The 13,992-nt window shown below is 69.9% G+C and carries 13 protein-coding genes; 9 read left to right on the top strand and 4 right to left on the bottom strand.

What is annotated here, in order from left to right; all coding sequences use genetic code 11:
* Positions 1 to 9 precede the first annotated feature (9 nt).
* The 3 genes from ruvC to ruvB are packed head-to-tail and all read left to right on the top strand — an operon-like array spanning position 10 to position 2,290.
* Positions 10 to 636, top strand: a complete 627-nt coding sequence (gene ruvC / locus HDA39_RS14280) for a crossover junction endodeoxyribonuclease RuvC (protein WP_184795701.1) — start codon at positions 10 to 12, stop codon at positions 634 to 636.
* Positions 633 to 1,232 (top strand): Holliday junction branch migration protein RuvA, encoded by a 600-nt coding sequence (gene ruvA / locus HDA39_RS14275; RefSeq protein ID WP_184795700.1) that lies wholly within the window; start codon positions 633 to 635, stop codon positions 1,230 to 1,232. The genes ruvC and ruvA overlap by 4 nt, the downstream gene beginning before the upstream one ends.
* A 5-nt stretch (positions 1,233 to 1,237) precedes the next feature.
* Positions 1,238 to 2,290, top strand: a complete 1,053-nt coding sequence (gene ruvB, locus HDA39_RS14270; RefSeq protein ID WP_184795699.1) for a Holliday junction branch migration DNA helicase RuvB — start codon at positions 1,238 to 1,240, stop codon at positions 2,288 to 2,290.
* Between the two features lie 51 nt (positions 2,291 to 2,341).
* Here the strand turns inward: ruvB and HDA39_RS14265 are convergent, their stop codons facing one another.
* Positions 2,342 to 2,752: a hypothetical protein gene (locus tag HDA39_RS14265; protein ID WP_184795698.1), complete on the bottom strand. Its 411-nt coding sequence runs from the start codon at positions 2,750 to 2,752 to the stop codon at positions 2,342 to 2,344.
* 282 nt (positions 2,753 to 3,034) lie between these two features.
* Here HDA39_RS14265 and yajC point away from each other — a divergent pair, with 282 nt between their 5' ends.
* The 5 genes from yajC (at position 3,035) to HDA39_RS14240 (ending at position 9,572) form a co-directional block, all read left to right on the top strand.
* Positions 3,035 to 3,505, top strand: a complete 471-nt coding sequence (yajC, locus tag HDA39_RS14260; protein ID WP_184795697.1) for a preprotein translocase subunit YajC — start codon at positions 3,035 to 3,037, stop codon at positions 3,503 to 3,505.
* A gap of 84 nt (positions 3,506 to 3,589) precedes the next feature.
* Positions 3,590 to 5,344 carry a protein translocase subunit SecD gene (gene secD, locus HDA39_RS14255; RefSeq protein ID WP_184795696.1) on the top strand — a complete coding sequence of 585 codons (1,755 nt, stop codon included), beginning with the start codon at positions 3,590 to 3,592 and terminating at the stop codon, positions 5,342 to 5,344.
* Positions 5,344 to 6,519 carry a protein translocase subunit SecF gene (gene secF / locus HDA39_RS14250; RefSeq protein ID WP_184795695.1) on the top strand — a complete coding sequence of 392 codons (1,176 nt, stop codon included), beginning with the start codon at positions 5,344 to 5,346 and terminating at the stop codon, positions 6,517 to 6,519. The genes secD and secF overlap by 1 nt, the downstream gene beginning before the upstream one ends.
* Positions 6,520 to 6,541: 22 nt before the next feature.
* Positions 6,542 to 7,081 carry an adenine phosphoribosyltransferase gene (locus HDA39_RS14245; protein ID WP_184795694.1) on the top strand — a complete coding sequence of 180 codons (540 nt, stop codon included), beginning with the start codon at positions 6,542 to 6,544 and terminating at the stop codon, positions 7,079 to 7,081.
* Positions 7,082 to 7,199: 118 nt separating this feature from the next.
* Positions 7,200 to 9,572 carry a RelA/SpoT family protein gene (locus HDA39_RS14240; protein ID WP_420488719.1) on the top strand — a complete coding sequence of 791 codons (2,373 nt, stop codon included), beginning with the start codon at positions 7,200 to 7,202 and terminating at the stop codon, positions 9,570 to 9,572.
* Between the two features lie 112 nt (positions 9,573 to 9,684).
* Here HDA39_RS14240 and HDA39_RS42335 read toward each other — a convergent pair whose 3' ends face one another.
* The 3 genes from HDA39_RS42335 to HDA39_RS14225 all read right to left on the bottom strand — a co-directional run bounded on the left by HDA39_RS42335 (position 9,685) and on the right by HDA39_RS14225 (position 13,074).
* Positions 9,685 to 10,260 (bottom strand): LysR substrate-binding domain-containing protein, encoded by a 576-nt coding sequence (locus tag HDA39_RS42335; protein WP_238356053.1) that lies wholly within the window; start codon positions 10,258 to 10,260, stop codon positions 9,685 to 9,687.
* Positions 10,261 to 10,947: 687 nt separating this feature from the next.
* Positions 10,948 to 11,796 carry an endonuclease domain-containing protein gene (locus HDA39_RS14230; RefSeq protein ID WP_184795691.1) on the bottom strand — a complete coding sequence of 283 codons (849 nt, stop codon included), beginning with the start codon at positions 11,794 to 11,796 and terminating at the stop codon, positions 10,948 to 10,950.
* A gap of 51 nt (positions 11,797 to 11,847) precedes the next feature.
* On the bottom strand, positions 11,848 to 13,074 hold the full coding sequence (locus tag HDA39_RS14225) for a DUF349 domain-containing protein (protein ID WP_184795690.1): 1,227 nt from the start codon (positions 13,072 to 13,074) through the stop codon (positions 11,848 to 11,850).
* 235 nt (positions 13,075 to 13,309) lie between these two features.
* Here HDA39_RS14225 and HDA39_RS14220 point away from each other — a divergent pair, with 235 nt between their 5' ends.
* Positions 13,310 to 13,990, top strand: coding sequence for an MBL fold metallo-hydrolase (locus HDA39_RS14220; RefSeq protein ID WP_184795689.1), 681 nt, complete (start codon positions 13,310 to 13,312; stop codon positions 13,988 to 13,990).
* The last annotated feature ends 2 nt before the right edge of the window (positions 13,991 to 13,992 follow it).

Raw genomic sequence — 13,992 nt, 5'->3', positions numbered from 1 at the left:
AGGTGGTCCATGCGCGTGCTCGGCGTCGACCCGGGGCTGACCCGGTGCGGTCTCGGCGTGGTCGAGGGTGCGCCCGGACGGCCGCCGACGCTGGTCGCCGTCGGCGTGATCCGGACGCCGACCGATCTCGACGTCGCGCGCCGGCTGGTCCAGATCGAGGCCGGGATCGAGCAGTGGATCGACGAGCACGCGCCGGACGCGGTCGCGGTCGAGCGGGTCTTCGCGCAGCACAACGTGCGGACCGTGATGGGCACCGCGCAGGCGTCCGGGATCGCGATGGTGGTGGCCGCGCGGCGGGGGCTGCCGGTCGCGCTGCACACGCCGAGCGAGGTGAAGGCGGCGGTGACCGGCTCGGGCCGGGCGGACAAGGACCAGGTGACCACGATGGTGACCAGGATTCTGCAGCTGCCCGAGCGCCCGACGCCCGCGGATGCCGCGGACGCGCTGGCCCTGGCCATCTGTCACGTCTGGCGCGGGGGAGTGACCAACCGGTTGCAGGACGCGGCGAAGTCCCAGTTGGAGGCCCGCGCCCAGGCACAGTCCAAGGTCCAGTTGGCGAAGGTGCAAGCGGCGCTGGCGCAAGCGACCGAGGCCCGGGAGGCACAGCTCCGGGCCGTTCGAGGAGGTAGGCGATGATCGCGTTCGTGCGGGGCCCGGTGGCTGCGATCGGGGTGGACAGTGCGGTGATCGAGGTCGGTGGGATCGGGCTGCAGGTGTACTGCCACCCGGGCACGCTGGCCGGACTGCGCCCCGGCCAGGAGGCCCGGGTGTCGACCTCGATGGTGGTGCGCGAGGACTCGCTCACGTTGTACGGGTTCGCGGACGACGACGAGAAGAGCCTGTTCGAGCTGCTGCAGACCGCGTCGGGGGTCGGGCCGAAGCTGGCGCAGGCCGCGCTCGCCGTGTTGAGCCCTGACCAGCTGCGGCAGGCCGTCGCGTCCGAAGACCTGGTGATGCTGGTGAAGGTGCCGGGCATCGGGAAGAAGGGCGCGCAGCGGATCGTGCTGGAGCTGAAGGACAAGATCGGTGCGCCGTCCAAGACGGTCGCCGGGCGTCCGTTGCAGACCACCGAGGCGTGGAAGGACCAGGTGCAGGCCGGTCTGGTCGGCCTGGGCTGGTCGGCCCGCGACGCCGAGGACGCGGTGATCGCCGTGTCGCCGCTGGCCGACGAGGGCGAACCGTCCGTACCGAACCTTCTGCGCGCCGCGCTGCGCGTGCTGTCGAAGGCCTAGGAGAGATGGACGACAACGTCAGGCCGCTGGTCTCCGCGGACGCGGCCGACCTCGAGGAACGCAAGATCGAGTCCGCGCTGCGGCCGCGCACACTGGCCGAGTTCGGCGGGCAGCGCCGGGTCAGCGAGCAGCTCGAGCTGGTGCTGCACGCGGCCCGCGGCCGCAACCGCGCGCCCGACCACGTGCTGCTGTCCGGACCGCCCGGGCTGGGCAAGACCACGCTGGCGATGATCATCGCGGCCGAGCTGTCGGCGCCGCTGCGGATCACCAGCGGTCCGGCGATCCAGCACGCGGGCGATCTGGCGGCGATCCTGTCCGGGCTCAGCGAGGGCGAAGTGCTGTTCCTCGACGAGATCCACCGGATGTCGCGGCCGGCCGAAGAGCTGCTCTACATGGCGATGGAGGACTTCCGGGTCGACGTGATCGTCGGCAAGGGACCGGGCGCGACCGCGATCCCGCTGGAGATCCCGCCGTTCACGCTGGTCGGCGCGACCACGCGGGCCGGGCTGCTGCCCGGGCCACTGCGGGACCGGTTCGGGTTCACCGGGCACCTGGAGTTCTACGAGGCGGTCGAGCTGGAGAAGATCGTCAACCGGTCGGCCGCGCTGCTCGACGTCGACATCACCCCCGAAGCCGCCGGCGAGATCGCGTCGCGCTCCCGCGGCACTCCCCGGATCGCGAACCGGCTGCTCCGCCGGGTGCGCGACTTCGCCGAGGTCCGCGCCGACGGCATCATCACGATCGCGCTGTCGAGGTCCGCGCTCGACCTGTACGAGGTCGACAAGATGGGCCTGGACCGGCTCGACCGCGGCGTGCTCGACGCGCTCTGCCGGCGGTTCGGCGGGGGACCGGTCGGGCTGTCCACCTTGGCAGTGGCGGTCGGTGAGGAACGCGAGACGGTCGAGGAGGTCGCCGAGCCGTTCCTGGTCCGCTCCGGCTACCTGGCCCGTACGCCGCGCGGCCGGGTCGCCACGCCCGCCGCCTGGCGTCACCTCGGCCTCAGCGTCCCCAAGAACGCCACCTTCGCCGACACCCTCTTCGACGCCGAGGACGAGTGATCGGCGCGGGGGCGACGACTCGCCCCGCGCCTCCGACCTCTGGCAAGAGGCTCAGATGGACCAGGAGAAGACCCCGCCGGTGAAGGTGATGGAACGGGCGCGCATCTTCGGGACGCTGAGGACGTTGCCCCACGGGATCAGCGCGGTGCCGCTCTTGCCGCAGCCGGCGTCGAACCAGGTGCCCTTGGTGTGCGACGCGTCGAAGCCCCAGGCCTGGGTGCAGATCGAGGTGTTCGAGCCCGGCTGGACCGACCACGCGTACGGCTTCTTGTACCCGGGGTGGCCGAACGTCCCGGTGTCCGACACCGAGTCGGCGCCGTACTTTCCGCCGGGCGGCGCGTAGCCGACGTAGTACGTCTCCGGTTGCGGTGCGGGCGCTGCCTGCGCGCTGTGCGCCTCCAGACCTCCGGTGGCCAGACCCAGCCCCGCGATCGCCAGTCCCGCGACCCAACGATTCTTCATGTAAGCCTCCCGTGCCGAAACCCGATATGACCTTACGTGATCGAACAGTAGCTGATAGTGATCAATTAGCCCAGAGTGATACCGGCGGGAACTCGGGCCACCGACCCGGCGTTCCTCTGGTGAGAAGCAAGCAGGTAACGCAAACGTGACCCGGTGTCATGCGGCGGTTGTCGCCGCCCAGGGTTAGACTCCCCGGTGGCCTGACCTCGGGCCATCCCGTGACGACCTGCGCGCGCAGAGCGTGCCGGGCCCCCGCATATCGACGAAGGATTCTGAGTCCCGATGGAACTGCTCGCCGTACCGATGGCCTCCTCCGGGGGTGGCTCGGGCTTCACGCTCCTGCTCCCGCTGATCCTGATCGTGGGAATGATCTGGTTCATGAGCCGCACGCAGCGCAAGCAGCGCCAGAAGCAGGCCGACACGGTCGCTGCGCTGTCGCCCGGCACCAAGGTGGTCACCACCAGCGGCATGGTCGGCGTCGTCGAGGAGGTTGACGACGAGTACGTCACCCTCGAGATCTCCGACGGCATCCTGGTGCAGTTCGTCAAGGCCGCGGTCGGCCGGGTGATCCCGGACGACGCGAGCGACGAGGACGAGCTGACCGCCGACGCGGCGGCCGACGAGCCGACCGAGGCGCCGGTGGAGGACCGGGTCACGGACGAGACGCCGGAGCGCGACACCGTCGACGTACCGGAGACGGGCGACACCAAGGCGCAGGACAAGAAGCTGCCGCCGACGCACACCGAGAACTGAACCTTCCCCGTCCTATCGGCGTGAAGCGCCCCGGCGTCACCCTGACACCCCGGCGCGCCCAGAAGCGCAAAGGTTGAATCTGACGTGGCATCAACGACGACATCCCGCCCAGGGCGGCTCCTGATCGTTTTGGGAGTCATCCTGGTCCTGCTGTTCGGGATCATGGGGCTGACCAAGCACTGGGAGCCCAAGCTCGGCCTGGACCTGCGCGGTGGAACCACCATCACGCTCACCGCGAAGTCCCTGGCAGGTGGCGGTACCGTCACCGCCGAGCAACTGTCCGAGGCGAAGAACATCATTTCGCAGCGGGTCAACGGCGCGGGCGTCGGCGAAGCCGAGATCACCACCGCCGGTGGCAGCCACATCAACGTGGCTGTCCCCGGTGCCAACCAGGACAGCCTGGTCAAGCAGGTCGGCCAGACCGCCCTGCTGTACTTCCGGGTCGTGTACGACGCGCAGCAGGCGGCGCCGCCACCGCCGGCCCCGACGACGACGCCGACCGGCAAGCCGTCGACGACGCCGAAGCCGAGCACCACGCCGAAGCCTTCGACCACGCTCAAGCCGTCGACCACGCTCAAGCCGAGCACCACCCCGTCGCCGAACGGCCGGGCCTGGAGCAGCGCGCTCGGCGAGGCCGACGCCCCGTCTCCGACGCCGTCCGCGAAGCCGAGCACCCCGGCGACCCCGCCGGTCACGCCGCCGGCGAGCGGCGACCCGCTCAGCTTCCAGCCCGACGCAGCCACCACCGCGGCGTTCGCGACGTTCAAGTGCCCGGACGCCAAGACCACCAAGCCCGTGGACGACCCGGCCAAGCCGCTGTTCTCCTGCAGCCAGGACGGCAGCAGCAAGTACCTGCTCGGCCCGGCGATCCTCAAGGGCACCGACCTGTCCGATGCCAGCGCGGGCATCCCGCAGGGTGGCTTCCAGTGGCAGGTCAACCTGAACTTCAACAGTGAGGGTGGCGAGAAGTTCCTCAAGGCCACCACCGCGATCGCCCAGCGCGGCCAGGGCCAGAACCTGTTCGCGATCGTGCTGGACGGGGAGACCATCTCGACGCCGAGCGTGGACAACCCGATCCCCGGCGGCCAGGCCCTGATCAACGGCAGCTTCACCGAGACCGAGGCGCGCGACCTGGCCAACGTCCTGAAGTACGGCGCGCTGCCGGTCTCCTTCGACGTCTCGTCGGTGGAGACCATCTCGCCGCAGCTCGGCGGAGACCAGCTGTCGGCCGGGATCACGGCGGGCATCATCGGCCTCGCGCTGGTGATCATCTTCTCGTTCCTGTACTACCGCGGCCTCGGCCTGGTCGTGGTCGCCTCGCTGGCGGCCGCGGCGGCGCTGACGTACGCGTCGGTGGTGCTGCTCGGCCAGGCGATCGGGTTCACCCTGACGCTGGCCGGCATCGCCGGTCTGATCGTGGCGATCGGTATCACCGCGGACTCGTTCGTCATCTACTTCGAGCGACTCCGCGACGAGGTCCGCGAGGGCCGCAGCCTGCGGTCCTCGGTGGAGACCGGCTGGGCCCGGGCCAAGCACACGATCATCGCGGCCGACTCGATCTCGCTGCTGGCCGCCGTCGTGCTGTACATCCTCGCGGTCGGCGGCGTGAAGGGCTTCGCGTTCACGCTCGGCCTGACCACGCTGATCGATCTGCTGGTGGTCTTCATCTTCACCAAGCCGCTGGTCACGCTGCTGGCCCGGACCGACTTCTTCGGCCACGGTCACAAGCTGTCCGGCCTCGACCCCGAGCACCTCGGCGTCGAGCGCCTGCCCGGCCAGATGAAACCGTCCGCCCGTCCGGCCAAGTCGACGCGCAAGCCCGTGGGAGGGGAGGTCTGATGTCGAAGCTCGGAAACATCGGTGCGAAGCTGCACCGCGGTGAGGTCTCCTACGACTTCATCGGCAAGCGCAAGGTGTGGTTCACCGTCTCGCTGATCCTGGTCGCCGTCTCGGTGATCGGCCTGGCCGTCCGCGGCCTCGCGCTGGGCATCGAGTTCAAGGGCGGCACCGAGTACCAGACGTCGGTCAAGGTCACCGACAGCACCATCGACGACTTCACCAACGCGGTGAAGGCGACCAACGCCCAGGACCTCGGCGACCCGGTCGTCACCACGGTCGGCAGCGACAAGGTCCGGATCCAGACCCGGCCGCTGAGCCAGGACGACATCACCAAGGTCCGGGTCGCGATCGCCGACCAGGCAGGCGTCGCGGAGAACCAGGTCAGTACGTCGCAGATCGGCGCCTCCTGGGGTGACCAGATCGCGAACAAGGCCGTGCTCGCGCTGATCGTCTTCCTGGTCCTGGTCTTCGGAGTGATCTGGATCTACTTCCGCGAACCCAAGGCCTCGATGGCCGCGATCATCGCGCTGCTGCACGACGTCCTGATCACGGTCGGCGTTTACGCGCTGATCGGGTTCGACGTGACCCCGGCCACCGTGATCGGCGTCCTGACGATCCTCGGCTACTCGCTGTACGACACCGTCGTGGTCTTCGACAAGGTCCGCGAGAACACCCGCGGCATCACCGGCTCGAACCGCTTCACCTACAGCGACGCGACCAACCTGGCCGTCAACCAGACCGTCGTCCGGTCGATCAACACCACGCTGATCGCGCTGATGCCGGTCGGGTCGATCCTCGTCGTCGGCACGGTCGTGCTCGGCACCGGTCCGCTGAAGGACCTGTCGCTGGCGCTGTTCGTCGGCATCGCCGTCGGCGCGTACTCCTCGGTCTTCATCGCCCCGGCGCTGCTGGCCACCTTCAAGGAGCGCGAGCCGGGCATGCAGGCGCTGCGCCGCCGGGTGCTCGCCAAGCGGGCCCAGCAGAGCGGTTCGGCCGCTGCCGCCGCGGCTCCCGCCGCCGCGCTGGTCGGCGGCGGCGGCACGGCGACCGCCGTACGGCCTCAGGACCGGCCCAAGGCCGGTACGCCGGTGCCGTCGAGCCGCCCGGTGAAGTCGACCGGTGCGGCCGGCCGGCCGCAGCCGAGCCGTAAGCCGCGCTCCAAGCGCGGCAAGTGAACACGTTGACGAAGGGTTGCTGATGCGCTCGCTGGATGAGGTCCTGACCCAGGGCATCCGCGACATCCCGGACTACCCGCAGCCGGGGGTGCTGTTCAAGGACATCACCCCCCTGCTGGCCGACCACACCGGGTTCACCCAGGTGGTCGAGGCGATGGCCGCGTTCGGCAAGGACGACGACGGCGAGGTCGTGGTCGACAAGGTGGTCGGGATCGAGGCCCGCGGCTTCATCCTGGCCGCCCCGGTCGCGCTGGCGCTCGGGGCCGGGTTCGTCCCGGTCCGCAAGCAGGGCAAGCTGCCGGCGGCGACGTACGCGGAGTCGTACGCGCTGGAGTACGGCGAGGCGACGATCGAGGTGCACCAGGACGCGTTCGCGCCGGGCGACCGGGTGCTGGTGATCGACGACGTGCTGGCCACCGGCGGCACGGTCGAGGCGTGCCTGCGGCTGATCCGGCGCTGTGGGGCCGACGTGGCCGGTACCGCCGTACTGATCGAGCTGTCGTTCCTGCCCGGCCGCAAGCGGCTGGCCGACGAGCGCGTGGATGCTCTCGTCACTGTCTGAAGTCGGACGGTTCGTCAAATCGGCGTGTTGTCCACAGGCCGTGTCCACCTCGCTGGTCGGGACCCCCTAGACTGGTGGTCTGTCGGCGGAGGGACACAACGTGGGCGAAGACCCGGCGATGACGTCAGCGGTACCCGATGTGGTGCCGCACGAGCCCCCGCGCGCGCCCGCACCGGTGCGCCCGGTCAGCTCGGCGCCGCCGCCTGCCGCCCAACCGCCGCGGATCGCGCCCGCCCGGGTGCGCGCCCGGCTCGCCCGCCTGGGTGGCACCCGCCACCCGAACCGGGCGCCCATGCTGGAGCCGCTGTTCCGGGTCGTTCGCGCGACCCACCCCAAGGCCGACCTGGCGATGATCGAGCGGGCCTACCGGACCGCCGAGAAGCACCACACCGGCCAGCTGCGCAAGAGCGGCGACGCGTACATCACGCACCCGCTCGCCGTCGCGACCATCCTGGCCGAGCTGGGCATGACCGCGCCGACGCTGTGCGCCGCGCTGCTGCACGACACCGTCGAGGACACCGACTACACGATCGCCGAGCTGACCAAGGACTTCAGCGAAGAGATCGCCATGCTGGTCGACGGCGTGACCAAGCTGGACAAGGTCAAGTACGGCGAGTCCGCGCAGGCCGAGACGATCCGCAAGATGGTCGTCGCGATGGCCAAGGACATCCGGGTGCTGGTGATCAAGCTCGCCGACCGGCTGCACAACATGCGCACGCTCGGCTTCCTGCGGCAGGAGAAGCAGGAGCGGATCGCCCGCGAGACCCTCGAGATCTACGCCCCGCTGGCCCACCGGCTGGGTATGAACACGATCAAGTGGGAGCTCGAGGACCTGTCGTTCTCGACCCTGCACCCGAAGGTGTACGACGAGATCGTCCGGCTGGTCGCCGAGCGCGCGCCGTCCCGCGACGAGTACCTGGCCTCGGTGATCGACCAGGTGCACGAGGACCTGCGCGCGGCGAAGGTGAAGGCGACCGTCACCGGCCGGCCCAAGCACTACTACTCGATCTACCAGAAGATGATCGTCCGCGGCCGCGAGTTCGGCGACATCTACGACCTGGTCGGCATTCGCGTGCTGGTCGAGTCGGTCCGGGACTGTTACGCCGCGCTCGGTGTGCTGCACGCGCGGTGGAACCCGGTCCCCGGCCGGTTCAAGGACTACATCGCGATGCCGAAGTTCAACATGTACCAGTCGCTGCACACCACCGTGATCGGCCCGCAGGGCAAGCCGGTGGAGCTGCAGATCCGGTCCTTCTCGATGCACCGGCGCGCGGAGTACGGCATCGCCGCGCACTGGAAGTACAAGGAGGACCCGAACGCACCGACCCCGGAGATGGGCGCCCCGGCCGTCGCGGACGTCAGCACGCCGAACGAGATGCCCTGGGTCCGGCAGCTGGTCGACTGGCAGCGGGAGACCTCCGACCCCTCGGAGTTCCTCGACTCGCTGCGGTTCGAGATCAACAACTCCGAGGTCTACGTCTTCACCCCGCGCGGTGACGTGATGTCGCTGCCGACGGGGTCGTCGCCGGTCGACTTCGCGTACGCGGTCCACACCGAGGTCGGGCACCGCTGCATCGGCGCCCGGGTGAACGGCCGGCTCGTCCCCCTGGAGAGCACCCTCGAGAACGGCGACGTCGTCGAGGTCTTCACCTCGAAGGCGCAGGGCGCCGGCCCATCGCGTGACTGGCTGGGCTTCGTCAAGAGCCCGCGGGCGCGCAACAAGATCAAGCACTGGTTCTCCAAGGAACGCCGCGACGAGGCGATCGAGCACGGCAAGGACGCGATCGCCAAGCAGTTGCGCAAGGAGGGCCTGCCGCTGCAGCGTCTGCTGTCGCACGAGACGCTCACCGCGGTCGCCAACTCGCTGCGCTACCCCGACGTCACCGGCCTGTACGCCGCGGTCGGCGAGAGCCACGTCAGCGCGCAGGCCGTCGTACGGCGATTGATCGAGACGTACGGCGGGGAAGAGGGCGCGGCCGAGGACTTGGCCGAAGGCCTGCGGCTCCCGCAGACGCGCGAGCGGCGGAAGCGGGCGGCCCGCGGCGACGCCGGTGTCATCGTCAAGGGTGCGACCGACGTGCTGTCGAAGCTCGCCCGGTGCTGTACGCCGGTGCCGGGTGACGAGATCATCGGCTGGGTCACCCGAGGGGCCGGCGTCTCGGTGCACCGGGCCGACTGCGCCAACGTCGCGGACCTGCAGACGCAGCCCGAGCGCATCGTCGAGGTCGAGTGGGCGCCCACCGCCCAGTCCGTCTTCCTGGTCGCGATCCAGGTCGAGGCGCTGGACCGGGCGCGGCTGCTGTCGGACATCACGCGGGTCCTGTCGGACTACCACGTGAACATCCTGTCGGCGGCACTGACCACGACCCGCGACCGGATCGCCAAGTCGCGCTTCACCTTCGAGATGGGCGACCCGACGCACCTGGGTCATGTGCTGAAGGCAGTGCGGTCGGTCGAGGGTGTGTTCGACGTCTATCGCGTGACGCAGTAGCGGCGACCGGTGGTGCTGGTTCTCGCCCACTCCGGGTCCTGTGGCGGGCCTTCCACCTCCACAGGCGCCGGGCGCGTCGTCGACACCGGCAGCCGCCGCCCACCCGCACCGATCACGCCGGCCGGCGACATGGTCGAACCGCGGCCGGGCCGGTACGCCGCATTCGCGCGACTGTGCGGCGTTCCTCAGTCTCCTGCTGCCGCCTCGGGGCCGGTGCGTCGCCACGGTCGAGGTCGGCGAGGAAGGCCTCGGCGGCCGGCGTACGGGTGAAGCGGTTCCAGACGACGTACTCGACGCGGCCGGGGGCGTCGGTGACCTCGATCGTCGTGATCCCGCTGAGCTGCGGCACGTAGGCCGACGGGAGCAGCGCGATGCCGAGGCCGTCGACGACCAGCCGGGCGATGAAGTCGGCGTTGGTCACCTCGTAGGCGACGTCGCGGGTGAGACCGGCGGCCGCGAACGCCTGATCGGTCTGCGCGCGTCCCGCCGTCCTGGCCGGGAGGTCCACGAAGACCTCGGAGGCAAGCCTGCTCAGGCTGACGGCTGATTCGCCGGCCAGGGGATGGTCCGGTGCGACCGTGGCGACCAAGCGGTCGCGGCCGAGCTCCCAGGCGTCCACACCGTGCGGCAGCGCCTTTAGATGCCTGAAGCAACTACCAGCACGCCGCCGCCGCAAGGGCGCCGACATAGGCATAAATCGCCCTGCCCCCGCGACAGCCACCACACCCGCCACCGCGATTGCCCCCTGCCCACAACAGCCTCCCCACAACCACGGCCCCTGGCGATGCGACGAGCCGCCGACGTCGGCGCGGACGATCGCCGTACGGCGAGGAGCGATCGCCTGGAGCGTCGTCGTGAAGTCAGTACTGCAGTGCCACCCCGCCCCCACCCGAGACCGCACCCCGGGCCGGACGTCTGGCTGCACGGCGGGACGGTGGTGAGCTACGACCTCGCGCGCGCGACTTTGCCTGGCCACGTGTCCCGGCCCGCGTGCTGAACAAACTGACTGGCGATCCACCTCCCAGGCCATCCAGCGTTGGTGAACGCGCCGCGGCGGGGTGGATGCAATCTCGACCCAGGACGACTGGGGCAGGGTTCCGCTCGGGCAGAGACCCTCGCGTCGAGGGCAGGTTGAGCGGTTTGAGGACCGGTACGACGATCGGCGCCGCGACGCGCCACGGAGGTTTGGCTGTGTCTTCGCCGGCGGTGGGAGCATGCGGACGCCTCAGCCGGCGGCTACGCGTGCTGAACGGCCAGCGTGCCCACCATCAACTGAACGGCGGGCGAGCCCACAACCAGTCGAACGGTGGGCGTACCCCATCACCTGTCGAACGGTGGGCGTGCCCTACTACCAGCCGAATGGCGGGCGTGCCTGCTACCAGCGGCGGGGGAGGCGGGGTTGTTGGCTGAGGTAGCTGCCTACGGCAAGTTCCAGGGCGGGGTAGCGGCCCCAGAGGTCGGGGCGGCGGACGGAGATGATGTGCCAGCCGAGTTTGGCGAGTTCGTCCTGGCGGCGTTCGTCGCGGGCTTGCTGGCGGGGGCGGGAGTGCCAGCGGTCGCTGTCGTACTCAAGGCCCAGGCGGCGGCCGTCTTCTAGCGGGGTGGGGTAGGCGAGGTCGAGGCGGTACCTGCTGACCTGAACCTGCAGGGTCGGGCGCGGGAAGCCGGCGTCCAGCAGGCGGAGGCGCAGCCAGGACTCGCCGGGGGACTCGGCGCGAGGGTCGGCGTAACCGACGATCTGGCGGGCCTGATAGCCGCGGGGGTGGTCGTTGGCGGCTGCGAGGGTGTGGAGTGTCGGCAGGTCGGTGGCGCCGGAACGGAGGATCGCGTCGACGGCCGAAAGAGCGAACGGACGAGGCAGGTGAGTCGCGAGGGCTATGGCAGTGGACGCGGGGGCTGTGACTTGGAGTCCTGCAAGTTCGACGGTCTCGGTTGGCTCAGTGGTCCAGTGCAGACCGGGTTCCTTGGACTCGCCAAGGGCTGTGGTGTTGATGCCGTGGATCCACGCGGCCGTTCGGCCGCAGGCGGCGGTTTCGGGTGGGAGCAGGAGTGCGACGGCTGCGGCGCGGAGTTCGGGGGAGTCGGGGACGCGGGCGTCGACGTACGCGCCTTTGAGGACCGGCCGGATGTCGCCGGAGCTCAGCAGCCAGTGGAGTTTGCGACCGACCTGGCGGCCTGTGAAAGGCAGGCCGCAGAAGTACAGCGGAGCGTCGTACGGGAGCATCACCGCAGGATGACTGAAAGCACCCGGTGGGTGCTTTCAGTCATCCACAGGTCAGCTGAAGTCTGACAGTGCGTTCTGGGCCTGGGTGAGCCATTCGCGGCGGGCGGCGATGGCTTCTCGGGCTTCTTTGGCCTTGCGGGCGTTGCCTTGGGACTCGTGCTTGGTGGCTTGTTTCTCCAGGTCGGTGATGAGGGACTGGAGCTGTTTGACCGTGGCCTCGGCGCGGGCCCGTGCCTCGGGGTTGGTGTTGTTCCAGACCTCGTCCTCGGCGGACTTGACGGCCTGTTCTACGGCGCGCAGGCGGCCGTCGATGGAGCGCATCGAGTCGCGGGGGACCTTGCCGATCTCGTCCCAGCGGTCGAGCAGGCCGCGGAGCTGGTCGCGGGCGGCCTTGGCGTCGTTGACGGGCAGGATCGCCTCGATCTCGACCAGGAGGGCTTCCTTGGCCTGCAGGTTGGCCTGCTGCTCGACGTTCTCCTCGGCCTGTACGGCGTCGCGCGCGCCGAAGAAGGTGTCCTGGGCGCTGCGGAAGCGGGCCCACAGTTTGTCGTCGACCTCGCGCGGCGCGGGGCCGGCGGCCTTCCACTGGCGCATCAGGTCGCGGAAGCGGCCCGACGTCGGGCCCCAGTCGGTCGACGTCGCGATCGTCTCGGCCTCGGCGGCCAGCCGCTCCTTCACGGTCGCGGCCTCGTCGCGCTTGGAGGACAGCTCGGCGAAGTGCTGCTTGCGGTGCCGCGTGTACGTCGTCCGCGCCGACGAGAACCGGTGCCACAGCTCGTCGTCGCTCGACTTGTCGAGGCGCGGTAGCGCCTTCCACTCGTCGAGCAGCTCGCGCAGCCGGGTCACGCCGTGCCGCCAGTCGGTGCCGGCGGCGATCGTCTCGGCCTCGGTGGCGATCTTGGTCTTGGCCTCGCGGGCCTCCTCGACCTTCGCCGCGCGCTCGGCCTTCTTCTTCTCGCGCTGCTGGGCGACCAGCGGGGTGAGGGCCTCGAGCCGGGTGAGGAGACCGTCGAGATCGCCGACCGCCTGGGCGTCGGTGATCGAGCTGGTCACCTTCTTCACCGCGGCGCGGGCGTCGTCGGGTGACACCGTGCCGGCCTGCACCCGCTTCTCGAGCAGGTCCACCTCGAACGCCAGCGCGTCGTACCGCCGGGTGTAGAAGGCCAGGGCCTCCTCCGGGTTCGCGTCCGGCCACTGGCCGACCGTCCGCTCGCCGTCCTTGGTCCGGACGAACACCGTTCCGTCGTCTGCTACCCGGCCCCAGCTTTCCTCGGCCACAACTCGCCCCTTCCGGCGGTATGCACTGCGCTCGTGCCCATTCTGGTCGGCCCGTGGTTCAACCAGGTGAACAGGGCTGCCCTGGGCGCGTCGGGAGCTTGTCCCGACAGCTATCACTGAACAATCACAAACTCCCCGCCTCCGCGCAACGGTGTTGCGTCACAATCCGGTGCGAGATCGGGGTCGGACGACCGGTAACCTTGGATGGTCCCGCACCCGTTCAGGAAGGTCAGTCGTGCTCATCGCCGGGTTCCCCGCGGGGTCGTGGGGTACGAACTGCTACGTGGTCGCCACCGGCCAGGGCGCTGAGTGCATCGTGATCGACCCCGGTCAGGACGCCGCGAGCGGCGTCGACCAGGTGGTCCGGGAGAACAAGCTCAAGCCGGTCGCCGTCCTGCTCACGCACGGTCACATCGACCACATGTTCTCGGTCCTGCCGGTCTGCGGCACCTACGACAGCACCGCCTGGATCCACGCCGACGACCGCCACCTGCTGGCTGACCCGATGGCCGGGATCAGCGCCGAGAGCGCGCGGATGCTGCTCGGCGGTGACCACAAGTTCGCCGAGCCGGACGACGTCGCCGAGCTGAAGGACGGCCAGGCGCTCGAGCTGGCCGGGTTGCAGTTCACCGTCGACCACACGCCCGGGCACACCCGCGGCTCGGTCACCTTCACCACGCCGTACGACGGACCGGAGGACGTCCCCGCCGTCCTGTTCTCCGGGGACGTGCTGTTCGCCGGGTCGATCGGGCGCACGGACCTGCCCGGCGGCGACCATCCGACGATGCTGCATACGTTGGCCACCAAGATCCTCCCGATGCGCGACGAGATCGTCGTCCTGCCGGGTCATGGTGGCCAGACGACCATCGGCCGGGAGAAGGCGACCAACCCCTACCTGCAGGACCTGGAGAGTTAAAG

The organism is Kribbella italica (assembly GCF_014205135.1).
Lineage (GTDB): Bacteria > Actinomycetota > Actinomycetes > Propionibacteriales > Kribbellaceae > Kribbella > Kribbella italica.
This window is presented reverse-complemented; position numbering and strand designations above follow the sequence as displayed.